Below are 17,367 nucleotides of genomic sequence, written 5' to 3'. Positions count from 1 at the left end.
AATGTGAATTTTGTGCAGTCGCGGTTAGCTGCTGCTAACTGAGGAAAGTCCACGCACGCACAAACTGCGATGTTTGTAGTGATCGTATTCAGCCCAAGAAGCTGGAGAATATTTCTTATTACGGCGGAAAAAATACTAAGTTTCACTTTGAGATATGTATGACTATCCTGAAAAGTGCCACAGTGACGAAGCAGAATTGGAAACGATTCTGGTGGAACGAGGTAAACCCTGCGAGCGTGCAACCCAAATTTGGTAGGGGCGTTTCGGCCTAAGGAATTGAACTAAAGGCCGGATTACTATATTTTAGTAAAGATAGATGACTGCTAACGGTAATTGAGCCAGAATTACTAGAACAGAACGTGGCTTATAGAAATTTGCAAAGGCAGAGTTGAGTTTTTTGAAGCTCAACTCTTTTTTTAAAGAAACGAATGATTACTAATGAAAGAATATCAGTTATACGCCACAATGGGAGCCGGCTTTGAAAGCGTCGTTGCAAAAGAACTGCAATCCTTGGGCTACCAAACACAGACAGAAAACGGCCGTGTTTTTTTTAGAGGCGGCCAAAAAGATATCGTTAAAACCAATTTGTGGCTGCGAACGGCGGACCGGATTAAAATCCTGCTGAAGGAATTCACAGCAACCGATTTTGATAGTTTGTATAATCAGACTTATGATTTTGACTGGGCGGAATTGCTGCCGGTTGATGCCAAATTTCCGGTTCAGGGTCGGTCAGTTCGCTCGCAACTGCATTCAGAACCGGGCATCCAGTCAATTGTCAAAAAAGCAATTGTCAACAAGATGTCGGATCAATATCACCGCCGCGGTTTCTTACCCGAAAGCGGTAGTGAATATCCGCTTGATATTCATATTTATAAAAATAAAGTCCGCTTATCTCTGGACACAAGCGGGGCTAGTCTGTTTAAGCGGGGTTACCGAGTTGAACACGGCGGAGCACCGTTAAAAGAAAATTTTGCAGCCAGCTTGTTAAAATTGACACCGTATGACGGCAGCCATCCCTTAATTGACCCATTGACAGGTTCTGGAACCTTAGCAATTGAGGCAGCTTTAATTGCCAAAAATATTGCTCCCGGAAGTTGGCGCTCATTTGCCTATCAAGGCTTTGACTGGTTTAACCAGGATTTATATCAAGAGGCTTTGGACGAGGCTGAAAGTGAAATAAAAGAAATTTCGGCACCAATTGTTGCCAGTGATATTGATCAGTCAATTCTGGAAATTGCCAAAGTTAATGCCCATAATGCCGGGGTTTTACAGGATATTTACTTCAAGCAGGTAGCAGTTAAAGACTTTGCAACCGATCTTGAAAATGGGGTAATTATTGCCAACCCGCCATATGGCAAACGCTTAAAAGACAAGGAGACTGCTGAAGGCTTATACAAGCAGATGGGACAAGTTTTGGGCAAATACAACAGTTTCAGCCAGTATTATCTGGTCGGGGATCCGGAGTTTGAAAAGTATTTTGGGCACACGGCAACCAAAAAGCGCAAACTATTTAATGGTAACCTGCGCGTAGATTTCTATCAGTTTTGGGCAAATAGAAGATGATTACGCAAAAAGAGGAAGCAGCACTTTGGATTCTGTCAGACACACATTTAATTGCCGACAATTTACATGATAATGGTCAAGCCTTTGCTCAGATGCAGAAAACAAGCCAGGGCAAAGACCTTTATTATCAAGAAATTGCGCTAAAGGCGTTTGCAAAAATGACCAAGGAAAAAAAGCCTGTCGCAATTATTGTCACGGGTGACGTGACATTCAACGGTGAACTACTTTCGGCCCAAAAATTTGCCCAAATTTTTAGTTCTTTAAAAGATACAAGGCTGCTAGTATTGCCTGGTAACCATGATATTTACGACGGTTGGGCACGCAAATTTAACAATGAACAGCAGCTTTATGCCAAGCAAATCAGTCCCAAAGAATGGCAACAAATTTTCCAAGTTTCCTATGATAATTGCAGCAGCAAGGATCCTAGTTCACTTGCATACAGTGTGCAACTTAATCCGCGGTATCTATTGATTATGCTGGACTCCAACTATTATGGAAAAAAAGAAGCACATACGGCACCGCTAACGCGAGGACATATTAGTTCTAGGCAGCTGCTTTGGTTTGAAAGGCAATTGCAGCAGGCACAGAAACAAAAGCTGCACGTCCTACTATTTCTGCATCACAACCTTTATGTTCATAATAAAGCCGTCAGTAGTGGGTTTGTTTTGGATAACGCGGATGAAGTGCGCAAGTTATGCCAAAAATATGATGTCAGATTAGCGTTTTCCGGTCATATTCACGCGCAAAACATTATCGGACCGCAGAAAAAAATTCCAACAATTGAAGTGGCAAGCTCCAGCTTTTGCTCATATGATCAGGGTTATGGTATTCTACAAGTTGCTCCTGACAGGGTTACTTATCTCCGCAAAGAATTTGACATGCGGCCTTATTTGACGAAAATTCAGCAAAAAAATTATACCTTAATGCATTTTCATGATTATTTAAAAAACTTGCAGTTTGGTAATATTTCAAGCAGGCTGGTTCAGTCAGAAATGCATAAAGGCAAATATGATCTCGGCCTCATTCGGAAAATGGGCAACTTATTTGCTGAACTGAATTTTAATTTTTTTACGGGACACAATCAACTTACCAGTAAGCAGTTAGAGCAAATTAAGGCATCAACTGAATTTCAAACCTTAATTAAAGAAGATCCTTTCTTTGAAACTTACTTTAAGTCTCTATATGACACCTCAGGTAACAGCAATTTACACTTGCAAATCAAGTATTAACAAGGTATTTTATGAAAAAGAAACATTTTATTTTATTGGGCCGGACAGGCATTATTTATTACTGCTGGCTATTTATCATTTTATTTGTTGGCCTGGTTTTGGCTTATGAGGGCGCTGCGAATATCAGTTGGGCAGCGATTATCGTCTTATCGGTATTTTTTGTCCTTCTAATCTACACGCTGGTAAATTCATACTGGAATCGGCAATACTTAAAGTTGCCTTATCGCCCCAGAGTTAATTTAAAAAATGAACCGCGGGAAAGCCTGAAATGGGGGATTTTTAAATTTTATCAAGTAAAGACATCCCCTTTACAAACTTATTATTTATTACGAATCACGAAGTAGCAGACTGTTTAGCCTGCTATTTTTTAGATAAAAATATTTGAACTGTTAAAGACTAACTTTAACAGTCTAAATTAAGAAGAAAGTTTGCTATAATATTCTTAGACTAAAAAAGGTGGGACCTAAATTCTAATATGAAATGCACTTTTAAAAATGATAGTTAAAAACTTTTAGTCTAAGAGAGGTACATGCCCATGAAATCAGACATTCAAATTGCGCAAGAAGCCGAAATATTACCAATAACTGAAATTGCCCAAAAAATAGGACTTAGTAAAGAAACCCTTGAACCTTATGGTTACGACAAAGCCAAGATTACTTGGCCTGCAATCAAGGAGGCGCGCAATAATAACCATCTTGGGAAATTGATTTTGGTAACTTCGATTTCGCCAACACCGGCCGGAGAAGGGAAATCGACCATTACGATTGGCCTTGGCGATGCCATTAATAATCAGTTACACAAAAAAACGATGATTGCCCTGCGTGAACCGTCAATGGGGCCGGTGTTTGGCCTTAAAGGCGGAGCGACCGGCGGTGGGCAAGCCCAAATTATTCCGATGGAAGACATTAATTTGCACTTTACCGGTGACATGCACGCCTTGACCTCGGCCATCGATACTTTGGCAGCCCTTGTTGACAATTATCTTTATCAAGATAATGCGTTAAAGATTGATCCACAGCGAATTGTTTTGAAGCGCGGTCTTGACGTTAATGACCGGGCACTTAGAAAAGTAACGGTTGGGCAGGGCTCAAAATTTAACGGTGTTGAGCACGAAAGCAGTTTTGCCATCACCGTAGCAAACGAATTAATGGCAATTTTGTGTCTTGCGACTGATATTAATGATTTAAAATATCGGATTGGCAACATGTTGGTTGCATTTACTGAAGATGATCAGCCAGTCTACGTTAAAGATTTAGGCTTTCAAGGGGCAATCGCCGCACTGCTTGCAAATGCCTTAAAGCCGAATTTAGTACAAACAATCGAACATACGCCGGCACTTGTTCATGGCGGTCCTTTTGCCAACATCGCTCACGGTGCTAACTCAATTATGGCAACGAATTTGGCACTGCACTTGAGTGATTACACTTTGACAGAGGCTGGTTTTGGCAGTGACTTGGGCGGCCAAAAATTTATGGATTTCGTCGCAACTAAACTTGATAAAAAACCAGACGCTTGTGTCGTTGTGGCAACGATTCGCGCCTTAAAATATCAGGCTGAAGGCAATACTGCTAGGCTTGATCAGGAAAATTTGCTGGCATTAAAAGAAGGCTTTCGTAATTTAGAGCGGCACATGAACAATATGCGTTCTTATAACGTTCCCGTGATCGTTTTAATCAATAAATTTGCAACCGACACCGATAAAGAACTTGCTTTATTGCAAAGTTTGGTTAAAGAACAGGGAATAGACGCCCAAGTTGTTACTTATCATGCCGATGGCTCAAAAGGCGGTATTGAGGCAGCCCAAGCCGTTGTTGATCTTGCCGATTCTCAGCAAGCTAATTTAACTCCAAGCTATAACAAAAATGATAAGATAAAAACTAAAATAGCTAAAATAGCTAAAAAGATCTACCATGCTGGTCAGGTAGAATACAGTCAAAAAGCTGAGCGACAAATTGCCGAGTTAGAAAGAATGGGTAAAGATCAGTTACCGGTAATCATTGCCAAAACACAGTATTCCTTCACCGATGACAAAGATCAGTTAGGTGCACCAGTTGATTTCACGCTGCATGTTAAGGGCGCTAGTTTAAAGAACGGCGCTGGATTCATTGTAATTACCACGGGGCATGTTTTAGATATGCCCGGATTACCGAAACATCCTGCAGCACTTGAAATTGACGTTGACAATGACGGCAAGATTAGCGGTTTATTTTAAAAATTAGTTATGCAATATTTATATTTAATTATTTCCTTAGTCGTAGTCTTAATGGATCAGGGCTTAAAGGCTTTTATCATCAATAACTACGCTCTTGGTGAGGTTCACCAAGTTATTCCGGGTATTTTATCTTTTACCTACATTCAAAATAATGGTGCGGCATGGAATATTCTAATCGGCCAAATGTGGCTGTTTTACATCATCAGTATCGTTGCAATTATTGTTTGTCTTTATTTTTTATTTACTAAAAAATATCGTAATACCTTATTCGACCTGGGTTTAGCCCTGGTTTTAGGTGGAATTATTGGCAACTTTATTGATCGCCTGCACCTTAAATATGTGGTGGACATGCTGCAAGTTGATTTCATTCATTTTAATATCTTTAACATTGCTGATTCGGCAATCACAGTTGGGGTAATTCTAATCTTTATTTACCTGCTGTTTTTTGACGAGAAAAAGGATAAAAATGCCGGATAAATATGAATTTCAGGTAAAGGACGAACAGGGACGGTTGGATAAATTTGTTGCAGATAAAATTTCTGCCTTGTCTCGAACCAGAGTCAAAGAATTAGTTCAAGACAAGAAAATTTTAGTCAATGGCAAGACTGCAAAGGTTTCGTATAAAATACAGTCGGATGACCAAATTTCGGTTGTTGTACCACCATTAAAGCCACTGGCGGTAGAGCCAGAAAATATTCCCCTTGAAATTGTTTATGAAGACCAAGATGTAATTGTTGTCAATAAGCCGCAGGGCATGGTAGTTCATCCAGCGGCAGGGCATCCGAATCATACATTAGTTAACGCGCTTTTGTACCATACCAAAGATTTAGCAGCAAGTCCTGAGGGCTTTCGTCCGGGAATCGTTCATCGAATTGACAAGGATACTTCGGGCCTATTAATGGTTGCCAAAAATGCTCATGCCCGAGAAAGCTTAGAAGCGCAGTTGGCGCACAAAACCAACAAGCGTGAGTACTTGGCAATTGTCCACGGTAATTTTAGTGAACAAACCGGCACAATTGATGCGCCTATTGGCCGCAATCCTAATAATCGCAAAAAAATGGCGGTGGTTGCTAATGGCAAAGATGCCGTGACGCATTTTTCCGTACTGGAACAGTTTCCGGGTTATAGTTTGATTAAATGCCGATTAGAAACCGGCAGGACACACCAAATTAGGGTTCATCTGGATTACATTGGCCATGCGGTTGCTGGTGATCCATTATACGGACCGCGCAAAACGCTCAAGGGCAACGGCCAATTTTTGCATGCCGAAGTACTTGGCTTTACTCAGCCGACGACTAATGAGTGGCTTGAATTTGAAGTTGAGCCGCCGCAGATTTTTACTGAACGGCTTAATGAATTAAGAAATAAGTGATTAGATGAAACGATATTTAATTCTTGAAGACGGGCATTCTTTTCCAGGAGAGGGAATCGGTGCCAGTATTACCGCAACCGGTGAACTGGCAATTCAAACCAGCAATTTCGGTTACCAGGAAGCATTGACCGATCCCACCAATGCCGGTAAAATTCTGGTTTTTACCACACCAGTGATCGGCAGCACAGGCATTAATGCCATTGATTATGAAAGCATTAATCCAACCGTTAAGGGAATTATTGCCAACGATGTAACTTGGAATATTACCGACAGTACTAATTTTCAAGAGCTAGATTCTTTTTTGAAGGAAAAAAACATTCCGGCGATTTTTAACATTGATACCCGGGCTTTGGTTAAGCTCCTGATCAAGGAAAAAATGATCAAGGCGTCCATCATGGATACAGACGATGAACATGCCTTTGACCAAATTAAAGCGCTGGTTCTGCCTAAAAACAAATCGGCAGCGGTTTCGACTAAAAATGCTTATGCCGCACCTAATGTCGGTAAGACCGTGGCCGTGATTGACCTGGGACTTAAGCACTCAATGTTGCGCGAGTTGTCACTTAGGAAAATCAATGTTACGGTGTTGCCGTATAACGCCACTGTTACCGATATCGAAAATTTACGGCCTAACGGAATAATTATTTCTAACGGCCCAGGAAAATGTGCTGAAGTTAGCGCGGGACTTGAGCCGCTTTTAACGTACTTTTATGGCAAGTATCCGCTTTTAGGGATTGGTCTTGGCTTTCTTGTTCTAGGCGATTACCTTAATTTTGAGCTAGTTGATTTGGAAGAAGAATTCAACGGGACGAATTATCCGGTTATTGAACAGAATACAAATAAAATTTTGCAGGTGGCAATGAATATTGATCAGCTCTTTTTGTCTGATAGTGTGCAAATGGAGATGAAGCAAAAATACGTTGATCTTCATAGCGGTCTGCTAGCCGGGTTCATCAATCAGGAAAACAAAGTAATTGCCACTGCCTTTAATCCAGAAGGGGCACCCGGTGCCCTGGATGCCCAAAAAATTTATGATAATTTTGTAGAAATGATGGGGTAAGCATATGCCTTTAGAAAATGATTTAGATAAAATTTTGATCATCGGTTCTGGCCCAACCCTAATCGGCAGTGTCGCGGAAACAGATTTGGTGACAACGGATGCGATTGATGCACTTCTTGAGGAAGACATTCAGGTGGTACTGGTTAATCCCAATCCAGCAACAATTTCCACGGATAAGCGATCTGGTGTAACGGTTTACCTGGAACCAATGACGCTGGATTTTTTGAAAAGAATCATCCGGATGGAAGAACCGGATGCAATCATGACAGCCTTTGGTTCAACCACTGGCTTAAAAATTACCTATAATTTGCTTCAGGATGGTATCTTACAGGAAATGGGCATTAAGCTGCTTACAACCAATCTCCAAGCGATCAAGATGAAAGATCAAAGACAAAGAATTGCCTATCTTAAAAAGTTGAATATTGATGTCAACCGTTTTTGGCAGCTTGACGCAGCCTCAACTGCGCTTACTCCGGAGCAAATTGATCAGCAGCTTGCTTTTCCGGTACTGGTTACGAAATTTCAAGCCTATTATCATAACGCCCAATATGTTTTTACCAACAGTAAGAGCTTATCTGCTTTTTTTAAAAAAGAGCGCCAAACAGAGAATTTCTCCTGGAATCATTATCAGATAACTGAGGATCTTTCGTCATGGGAAGAAGTGATTGTTGATGTGATCAGAGATAAAAACGGCAACGTCGCTTTTATCAATTTTGCTGATTCAATTGAGCCAGTCGCAATTAATTCTGGTGATTCAATTATGGTCATGCCTGCATTGACGCTGAACAATGACCAAATTCAGGAATTACGGGCAATTTCGCAAAAAATTGTGGCAAATTTACAAGTTACAGGAATTACCAGCATTCGTTTTGCGGTTAAGCACCATGGTACCGAGCTTCACGCAAAAGTTTTATCAATTAAAGCGCGGGTGACGCGCAGTGCAATTTGGGCGCAGCGGACTGGTCTATACAGCATCGGCTATGTTGTTGCCAAAGTCGCAATCGGTTATAACTTAAACGAAATCAGTGATCCATTGTCCGGTTTAGTTGCCGCAATTGAACCTGTCCAAGACAAAATTGCGCTTAAAATGCCTTATTGGTCACTGGCAACTTCCCGTAAAAATCATTATCATTTGGGAAGAAGAAAACAGTCCAGCGGCGAAGCAATGGGAATTGGCCGCAATTTTGAAACTGCCTTTTTAAAAGGACTAGCTTCAACCACTAACTTAGATTATGCAATTAGCGTTTTTACTAGTGAAAATAGTAAAACAAAAGAAGAGATTAAATCTGATTTGCTTGCGCCTGATGAAATGCATATTGTCAAAATTTTAGCTGCGATTGCCAAAGGCTTTGACTACCAGGAGCTGCAACAAATCATTAATCTTCACCCGATTTATTTTCAGAAGCTGCAAAATATCGTTAAGTTGGGACAACAACTAGCTGCCGATCCCGCAATTAGCACGGAATTGCTGACAGAAGTTAAAAAACGAGGCTTTTCTAACAGGCTAATTGCTGTGATTACTGGAAGAGATGTCAGCAGTATCCGCAAGCAACTTGAGCAAGTTGGTTTGGCAACCTCTTACACGCAGATCGATGGTTCAGCCGGACTTTATCGACCTAAGGTTCACGCCGTTTACAGTTCTTATGGTGTAGAAAACGAAGCACAGCAGCTTGCGGCTCCCCAAAAGATTTTAATTATTGGTATGCTGCCGTCACAAGTTTCGGTGACAAGCGAATTTGATTACATGATCAGCCATGCGATCAAAGCTTTACATAAAAATAATTATGCAACTATTTTATTGTCCAACAATGATGAATCGGTTGCCAACCGCTATAAGAATGTCGAACGGATCTATTTTGATCCGATTACCATTGAAAATATTTGTAAAATTGCCAAGGCTGAAAGCATTAAGGATGTGCTTCTTCAATTTTCGGGCAAAGAAATAAATGCGCTTAGTGAAATATTAATGGATCAAGGCCTAAATGTATTGGGTTACCAGAATAAAAACATCAACCGCAAAATTGACAATATTTTAGCGTTACCGTTTAAAAATCTTAAACTGAACCCATCATTAAGAACTTCTAACTTGGTTGAAATTAAAAATTTCATTGAAGATTACGATTTTCCCTTTTTGCTTGGTGGAATCAGCAGAGGCATCAAGCAAAAATCGGCCGTTGTCTATGATCTGCCAGCAGTGGAAAAATATCTGACAGAAAATCAGTTGGACCAAGTCTCCATTTCACATTTTATCGAAGGAAATAAGTACGAATTAACTGCTATTTCTGATGGTAAAGACGTTACCGTTCCCGGGATTATTGAGCATTTGGAGCAAAGCGGCTCTCATGCATCGGATTCAATTGCCGTCTTTAAACCGCAAAACTTAACCAAAATTAAACAAGAAGAAATCAAAAAAGCGGCAATTAAAATCATTAAAAAAATTAAGATGCGCGGCATCTTTACTTTGCATTTTCTAACGGTTGCCGATACGCTCTACTTGCTGCAGGTTAAGCCCTATGCGGGGCATAATGTCGCCTTCTTATCTCAAGCACTAGGTAAGGACATAACCGAATATACAACGGAAGTTTTAATTGGCAAAAACCTATCCGAATTAGGTTATATTAATGAACTTTGGCCGACAAATGATTTTATCCACGTCAAAATGCCTGTCTTTTCTTACATTGATTATAACAGCGGCAATACTTTTGATTCCAAAATGAAGTCATCAGGGTCCGTAATGGGGCGCGACACACAACTGGCCAAGGCCTTGTATAAAGGTTATGAAGCCAGTGATTTAACCATTCCAAGTTACGGAACGCTCTTTATTTCTGTTCGCAATGAGGATAAGCAGAAGGCAGCGCAGCTAGCCCGCAGATTTTACCGGCTAGGTTATAAAATTATTGCCACCGAAGGAACGGCAAACGTCTTTGCGGAAGCCGGGATCACAACCGGTGTTGTCAGCAAAGTTCACGACGATCCCAATAACTTAATTGAAAAAATCCGCCAACATAAAATTGTCATGGTCATTAACATCACTAGCTTATCCGATATTGCCAGCAGCGATGCAATCAGAATTCGTGATGAAGCTTTGAATACCCACATTCCAGTTTTTTCAAGTATTGAAACAACAGAATTAATTTTAGAAGTCTTAGAATCATTGGCATTAACAACGCAGCCGGTATAAGACAAAAGGCAGGGACATTATCCTTGCCTTTTTTATTTGATCCTTTTTGCTAAAATAGCGTCTTTTTCGGGCGTAACCTCTATTGAATTTTGACCAGTATAAATCACGAAGCCGGGCTTAGCGCCATTGGGCTTTTTGACGCGTTTATCGGCAACATAATCAACCTGAACATGGGCAGAATTCTTTGCCTTTGAAAAATATGCCGCAATCTCGGCCGTTTCCTTGATGTCTGTATCAGTTGGCGCAGAATCACGCAAAATAACGTGTGAACCAGGAATATTCTTAACATGAAACCAAGTGTCACTCTTATCGGCTTTTTTAAAAGTTAGCCAATCGTTTTGATAATTATTTTTACCAACTAAGACGATTTTACCTGAAGTAAGCTTAAATTTATTCAGATTGCGTTCAGTAACTTTTTTACGCCGTTTTTGCTTCTGCTTTGGACGAATGTAACCCTGACTAATCAATTCATCGCTGATTTGGTCAATGTCTTGCGGTTCCGCATTATCAATTTCGGTTTGGACTGAGTCAAAATACTCTAAATTTTTCTGTGCAATGTCAATTTGTTCGTTAACATGCTTGATTGAATCACGAAGCTTTTTATAACGAGTGAAGTATTTTTGCGAATTACGGGCAGGAGAAAGAGCCACATCAAGCTTAATTTCAAGCGGCTGATTATTTTCATAATAATTAGGCAACGCAATCTTCTTCATTCCTGGTTTTACTTGATTAAGATTGGCGTTCAAAATTTCACCGCGAATCCGGTAACCCTCAGAATTTTCAGCTACTTGTAGCTGTTTTTTTAATTTAGCGATTTTTTTTGCCAGCTTTTTTTGCTCATTTTTAACAACACGTTCAACCTTACCCGCCTTTTGTTTAACCCAATCGCGATTAGCCTGGTATTCATAAAACTCATCTAATGCCTGATTTAAATCTGGATTTGTACTTTCCTTTTTTAAATCTAAATGATAGGGAAGGTAAGTAAAAATCTTCCGTTTATTTTTAGGCGTTAGCAGAACAAAGGCACACGGTTTTTCAAGCTGCGAGAAAAACAGTTTAAAAGATGAATATGAATAATCATCCGCTAAATAACCGCTTAATTCATTGCGATCATCACCGTCAAGCCCACTAATTTTTTTAGCAAAACTTTTAGGATCAGAATTAGCTTCTTTTAACTTATTAAAATCTTCTTCACTCATCGTCAATCCGTTTAGCCCCGGATTAAGTGGCGGCAATTCATATTTAGCTTTTGGAAGAAGGAGCCGGGCCCGGTTTTCGTCAGGATTAATTCTTTTCAGCAGATCAATAATTTTCTTACTTTGCGCATCATACAAAATCACATTGCTGTGCCGGCCCATTAATTCAACTGACAAAACTAATTCAGTTTCATCGCCTAATTCATTGCGGTTAGTAAAATAGAAATTGATAATTCGGTCAACGCCAACCTGACGAATATCTTTAAGAATAGAACCCTCCAAATATTTCCGCAGCACCATGACGAAGGTTGGCGCCTTATCCGGATTAGGAATAGTTTTCTTAATCAAATAGATTCGTGGGTATTGGGCATTTGCTGAAATCAGTAATTGAACATTTTTTCGTTCCTTTCTAAAAGTCAAAATTAGATCTTGCGCAAATGGCTGCGAAATTTTCGACAGACGTCCATTCACGATGACAGGTTGCCAAGTTTTTAACAAATTATGGATAAACAATCCATCAAAAGCCATAAATATCACCTCAAATTACGTTTTCTATTATAACAATTCTTTGCAGTTAAAGTAAAATTGCATATTCTTAAAATAGCGTACTTGCAGTATTGTGAAATTCACAAAGTAAATGAGCTGGGGATCTGCTATAATGATCTCGAAGATATTTCTTTACATTTAATATAGTACGTTAGATTATATTACTATGTTTCACAAAAAGTGGTAAACTAAAAGAAAGGCTAAGTTATACATGGATATTTTGGCATTTAGCAACATTTCAACTCAAATAACAAAAGAAATCAGCGTTAAGTGTGGGCTTAATATTTCGCAAACACGTCTTTTACTGTTTTTTGAGAAGAACAACAATGCTTCTTTTACAATGGGAAATTTGGCTGCTTTACTGAAGATTTCGCTTTCCACCTTAAGTCGACAGCTGCAGCAAAAAAGGACGCAGGAACTGGTCCAAATTACACGCTCAGAGCGTGATTCTAGCAAGACTATTATGTTGAACAATAAAGGATTGGCAAAGGCTGCCGAACTTAGGGCCACTCTTGTTCAAATTGAGAATGTTTTTTGTTCACTTTTAAGTCCCAAGGAGACTTCTAGCTTTAACAAAGAACTTACCTTTATTGCAAAAAATGCAAGTAAGATACGTTTCATTTAGCTATTGGTCGTATCACTAGTTCTTTTATGCTATAATTTCATTAAATGACAAATTGAAAGGTTAATTAGATGAAAATTGCATTGGTCACGGACAGTACTAGTGTCTTAACTGAACAAGAAGCATACGACAACAATGTTACAGTTGTTCCTATCCCGATTATTATTGGCAAAGACGAGTATTTGGAAGGAATAAATATTACTTCTGAAAAGTTATTTGAATTGCAAAGACAAGGATCTGCTTTTCCTAAAACTTCGCAGCCCAGCATGGGACACATGATTAGCCTTTTCAATGACCTGCATCAAAAGGGTTACGAGGCAATAATTGCCATAACTTTGTCTAAAGGAATTTCTGGTTTTTACGATAATTTAAAAAACATTGCACGCAATTATCCTGAATACAATCTATATCCCTTTGATTCAAGAATGACTGTTCGTTTACAAGGTGAACTTGTTTTAGCAGCCGCCCGCATGATCAAAAATGGTTTAGAAGTTGACACGATCATGAAGCATCTTGATGAAATTCGCGCAACAATTGATGAACTTTTTGTCGTTGATGACCTGAAAAACTTAAGCCGCGGAGGTCGTTTGAGCAATGCTGGGGCATTTATTGGTACCATGTTGCATATTAAGCCACTCTTAACTTTTAAAGATGGCAGTATCGTTGCCTTTGAAAAGATTCGTTCAATGAAACGTGCCTTTTCCCGTATTGAAAATTTGACACTTGAAAAGACCAGCCAACTTCCTTATAAAGATAAGCTTCGACTTTTTGTAATTGATTCAAATGATGCCGAGCAAGCAAAGCAGGCAAAAGCATTCATTGATAAGAGTTTTCCAGATAAACCGGTTGAGGTTACTAAATTCAGTCCGGTTATTGCCACTCATTTGGGTGAAAAATCACTTGCACTTGCCTGGATGATTGATATTGATAAATTAGACTTAACGAAGTAAAAAGCAGCCCTAAGGCTGTTTTTTGATAATACGATATGAAAAATTGAGGTAAATTTATGCAAAAGATAGATGATCTTACATCTTGGGCAGTTGAACTGCAAAGTCTCGCACAAGAAGGCCTAGAATATGGGCATGATAAATTTGACCGCGAACGTTATCAACGGATACGTGAAATTGCAACCGAAATGATGAGCGTTAAGACCGGTTTACCCTATAAGCAGGTAAAGACATTATTCAGCAGCGAAGACGGCTACCAGACACCCAAATTGGCCACAAGAGCGGCAATTATTAAAGATAATAAGATTTTATTAGTTAAAGAAAAAACGGATGACAGGTGGGCATTACCGGGTGGTTGGTGCGATGTCAACGTGACACTCAAAGAAAACTGTTTGAAAGAGACAAAAGAGGAATCCGGACGGAATGTTAAGGTTGATCGCCTAATTGCCATTCAGGACTACAACCATCATAACCGGCCCCAACGCGTCACTGGTGTCACAATCGCTTTTTTCTTATGCCATGAAATTAGTGGTGAGTTCATTGATAATATTGAAACGGCAGATTGTAAATATTTTGCATTTACTGATTTACCCAAACTATCGGAGCACCGCAACAGCAAGGAACAGATTAAAATGTGTTTTGAAGCAGCCAAAGATCCGAATTGGCAGCCAATCTTTGATTAAAAATAGAAAATTCACGAGAATTGCTTTAATCCTCGTGAATTTTTTATTTTTCTTGTTCAGATATTTCGTTTAACGCTTCGCGCTGTTTACGTTGATCGACATGCGTATAAAGATCAGTGGCTGAAGTGCCTTTTTGACCCAGCTGCTGTGCAACTAAAACCTGGTCTTTAGTGACGCCATACAATTCAGAAGCTAAGGTATGGCGCAATTTATGAGGTGTTAACGGGTGGCCAAATGCGGCCGAATATTTGTTAACCATTTTTTCAATCGCATTCGTGGTGATCTGCCGTGTCTGCTCGTGCCAATTCGTCAAAAAGAACGCATTCTCCTTTTGGCTTGCTTTATAGCGCTCTTTACGGATTTTTTTATAATCTATCAGGTAATCAAGGGTCCATTCAGCAATCGGCACACTGTCGCGCTGACCGCCTTTACGCGTAACATCAAGTGTTGCATCTTTTAGATTAATGTCTGACAAATTGACTCCGGCACATTCAGAAACACGGATGCCGGTTCCTAAAATTAATGCAATGATTGCCATATCACGTTCTTTGTTTTTTCTGAAAGCGGGCAAAGCGTGAACATTGCAGTAAGCTTCATAATTATTTTCAATGAAGTCTAAGAATTCATATTTCAATTTGCCCGTATACATGTGTGATTCCAGAACATGTGCGCGGTAATTGAGCGTTTTTGTGCTATTCAGTGAATCAATCTTAAGCATCACATTCCGTTCAAAATAGACGTGACCATTGTTATTATCGGCGGTAATCGTTAAAAACTTAAATAGTGAGCGCAGAGCGTTGATTGAACGATTAATCGTTGTCGGTGAATTTAAATGCCCCTGCTGGTTTTTCCTGTGCCCCAAATAATCAATGTACAGCATAATATCATTCCGGCGTAAATTAGCAAGAGTTGCAGTTGTTACTTCCTGATTATTGGCGGCAGAAGAAAGACCTTCATGCCGCAGCCAATCAAAAAAACGTCTAATTTCCGTTAAATATTGGTACGTGGTAGTCAGTGAATGATTGGTTCCAAAATTGTATTCTTTAATAAAAGAGGGCAGTGCACTAAGCTCCAACTGAATTAAATCCAAATATTTTTTTGTTTCCAAAATAAATCTCCAAAGTTTGTTTTATAGATAAAAGGGTAGGCAAGTCAGTCTTTATTATAATACAAAATACGAATGTATGTTTGAGTAATAAACAAACGTTTTAAAAAGTAGGAGTAGGAGAGAGAAAGGATTTAAAGAAAGATTATCCGTGTTGCTAGTGCTAACCAAAAAATATCCAAATAAATTTGTAAAATTACCTATCATTAAAATTATAGTTTTAATGATAGAAAGCAAAATTACTAAAAGAATCTTACGTATTTACTGGCAATTCAGAATTTATTAGTCTTTGAGTTTTTTTTGTTTTAAGCACGCATAATTGATATTGCAAACTAAAAAATTCATTCAACAGTCAATGGATCTTAAACAATTATTTATTTCGCCAGTTGTCAGCTAAATTAATTAAATTCGCTTATTAAGAAATAAACGACTGCCAAAACAAGTAATCAATGTAATCCAGACTATCAGGTCGATCCTTAAGCTAACAAGTAAAATCCAATTAAATTCGCAGTTTTGCTATGTTTAAGCTTACATCGACTGATCAAGGCCAATTTGCTAAATTTTTTATTACTACTTTACATAATATATATTATACGAATCAAGCTGTAAAACTAATTTTACTTTACTGAATCGCACTACTAAAGTAGTAATAATAATCATCTATTTTTTAATAACAAAAACTTTTTTTCTTCTATTTCAGCAAAACTCTATTCAAGCAACTAAATGAATTTACTTATCGAATTCTACAAATCTATCCAACATTTATAAGGCTAATATAATAATTGAAATTAATTTAGAAATGTAATGTAAAACTTCTATTTTTTATAAATTTAATGTAATTATTTTCCAGTATGTCCCTTAAATTCAGTATTTGTGATAAATTTTTTATCTACGATATTTTCTATTATCCTGATATGATATAATTTATTATATTAAGTTTAAGCGCTTTCTAAACTCCGATATATACTTTATCATTTATATTTGCTAAATATACACTTATAGACAATGCATTATAAAAGAATAACATCCTGCCCTTAATTGCCTTATTTATTTTAGAATTGTTTTTTATAGGTGCATTTTTGCTTGATTTTTTTCAAAATAAGCATACAATACAATAGTGACTGGATGAAAATATGTTTTACCTATACCAATGTTTAAATTTAAGTTTATTGATAAGATATACATTCTAACCGTGTCATTAATTTATTTTTGGAATATTCTATAAATAATTTTATAGAATAAATTTTGAAAGGGTTGATATTCCATGAGTATAAATTTAGGAAAAGAGATTTCACGTCGACGTCGCGAACAACGCCTAACACAGGAAGATTTAGCAGAATTAAGTGATTTGTCTGTTAACTTTATTTCTCGTCTTGAAAGAACTAAAAATCAAAATATCAGTATTCAAAAGCTGGATTCAATTGCCAGAGCTTTGAATACCACGACACCAGATATTATTATGAATGCTTACCGCTTCAAGGAGGTAAAAGCGGATAATCATGCTGATAGTACCCCGGTATTTATTCAAAAAGTTATCAATGAATTGCGTAAGATGCCGTCAGAAAAGTCGGAACGCGTTTGCAAAGCATTTATTATTGTCGCTAAAGAAATCAATAAAGATTAAGCTAATAAGTTATAAAACCTGAACCAA

General features: G+C 38.4%; 14 protein-coding genes and 1 other RNA gene. 13 read left to right on the top strand and 2 right to left on the bottom strand.

Annotated features, from left to right (window positions below; genetic code table 11):
- Positions 1-6: 6 nt before the first annotated feature.
- The 9 genes from rnpB to PT285_RS05755 all read left to right on the top strand — a co-directional run bounded on the left by rnpB (position 7) and on the right by PT285_RS05755 (position 10,617).
- Positions 7-372: RNase P RNA component class B (gene rnpB, locus PT285_RS05795), an RNA gene on the top strand.
- Positions 373-438: 66 nt separating this feature from the next.
- Entirely contained in the window at positions 439-1,563 is a 1,125-nt protein-coding gene (locus PT285_RS05790; RefSeq protein WP_277148643.1) for a class I SAM-dependent RNA methyltransferase, read from the top strand.
- Positions 1,560-2,792, top strand: coding sequence for a metallophosphoesterase (locus PT285_RS05785; RefSeq protein ID WP_277148641.1), 1,233 nt, complete (start codon positions 1,560-1,562; stop codon positions 2,790-2,792). Before PT285_RS05790 ends, PT285_RS05785 begins: the two co-directional genes overlap by 4 nt.
- An 11-nt stretch (positions 2,793-2,803) precedes the next feature.
- On the top strand, positions 2,804-3,136 hold the full coding sequence (locus PT285_RS05780) for an EbsA family protein (RefSeq protein WP_277148639.1): 333 nt from the start codon (positions 2,804-2,806) through the stop codon (positions 3,134-3,136).
- A gap of 191 nt (positions 3,137-3,327) precedes the next feature.
- A complete protein-coding gene (locus PT285_RS05775; protein WP_277148637.1) occupies positions 3,328-5,004 on the top strand; it encodes a formate--tetrahydrofolate ligase in 1,677 nt (558 codons plus the stop codon).
- 9 nt (positions 5,005-5,013) lie between these two features.
- A complete protein-coding gene (lspA, locus tag PT285_RS05770) occupies positions 5,014-5,481 on the top strand; it encodes a signal peptidase II (RefSeq protein ID WP_277148635.1) in 468 nt (155 codons plus the stop codon).
- Positions 5,471-6,376, top strand: coding sequence for an RluA family pseudouridine synthase (locus PT285_RS05765; RefSeq protein WP_277148633.1), 906 nt, complete (start codon positions 5,471-5,473; stop codon positions 6,374-6,376). The genes lspA and PT285_RS05765 overlap by 11 nt, the downstream gene beginning before the upstream one ends.
- A gap of 4 nt (positions 6,377-6,380) precedes the next feature.
- Positions 6,381-7,436, top strand: coding sequence for a carbamoyl phosphate synthase small subunit (locus tag PT285_RS05760; RefSeq protein ID WP_277148631.1), 1,056 nt, complete (start codon positions 6,381-6,383; stop codon positions 7,434-7,436).
- Positions 7,437-7,440: 4 nt separating this feature from the next.
- Positions 7,441-10,617: a carbamoyl phosphate synthase large subunit gene (locus PT285_RS05755; protein WP_277148629.1), complete on the top strand. Its 3,177-nt coding sequence runs from the start codon at positions 7,441-7,443 to the stop codon at positions 10,615-10,617.
- A gap of 32 nt (positions 10,618-10,649) precedes the next feature.
- Here PT285_RS05755 and PT285_RS05750 read toward each other — a convergent pair whose 3' ends face one another.
- Positions 10,650-12,341, bottom strand: a complete 1,692-nt coding sequence (locus PT285_RS05750; RefSeq protein WP_277148627.1) for an NFACT family protein — start codon at positions 12,339-12,341, stop codon at positions 10,650-10,652.
- Between the two features lie 229 nt (positions 12,342-12,570).
- Between PT285_RS05750 and PT285_RS05745 the strand changes: the two genes are divergently transcribed.
- From PT285_RS05745 to PT285_RS05735, 3 genes are all read left to right on the top strand, one after another.
- Entirely contained in the window at positions 12,571-12,984 is a 414-nt protein-coding gene (locus PT285_RS05745; RefSeq protein WP_277148625.1) for a MarR family winged helix-turn-helix transcriptional regulator, read from the top strand.
- Between the two features lie 68 nt (positions 12,985-13,052).
- Positions 13,053-13,931: a DegV family protein gene (locus PT285_RS05740; protein ID WP_277148623.1), complete on the top strand. Its 879-nt coding sequence runs from the start codon at positions 13,053-13,055 to the stop codon at positions 13,929-13,931.
- A gap of 56 nt (positions 13,932-13,987) precedes the next feature.
- Complete coding sequence (locus tag PT285_RS05735) at positions 13,988-14,611, top strand: NUDIX hydrolase (RefSeq protein ID WP_277148621.1); 624 nt, start codon at positions 13,988-13,990, stop codon at positions 14,609-14,611.
- A 43-nt stretch (positions 14,612-14,654) separates the two neighbouring features.
- On the opposite strand, the gene xerS is transcribed toward PT285_RS05735, so the two are convergent.
- Positions 14,655-15,719, bottom strand: a complete 1,065-nt coding sequence (gene xerS, locus PT285_RS05730; RefSeq protein WP_277148619.1) for a tyrosine recombinase XerS — start codon at positions 15,717-15,719, stop codon at positions 14,655-14,657.
- 1,261 nt (positions 15,720-16,980) lie between these two features.
- Between xerS and PT285_RS05725 the strand changes: the two genes are divergently transcribed.
- Entirely contained in the window at positions 16,981-17,340 is a 360-nt protein-coding gene (locus tag PT285_RS05725) for a helix-turn-helix domain-containing protein (protein WP_277148617.1), read from the top strand.
- The last annotated feature ends 27 nt before the right edge of the window (positions 17,341-17,367 follow it).

Origin of the sequence: Lactobacillus sp. ESL0791 (assembly GCF_029433255.1) — a bacterium.
Taxonomy (GTDB): Bacteria; Bacillota; Bacilli; order Lactobacillales; family Lactobacillaceae; genus Lactobacillus.
This window is presented reverse-complemented; position numbering and strand designations above follow the sequence as displayed.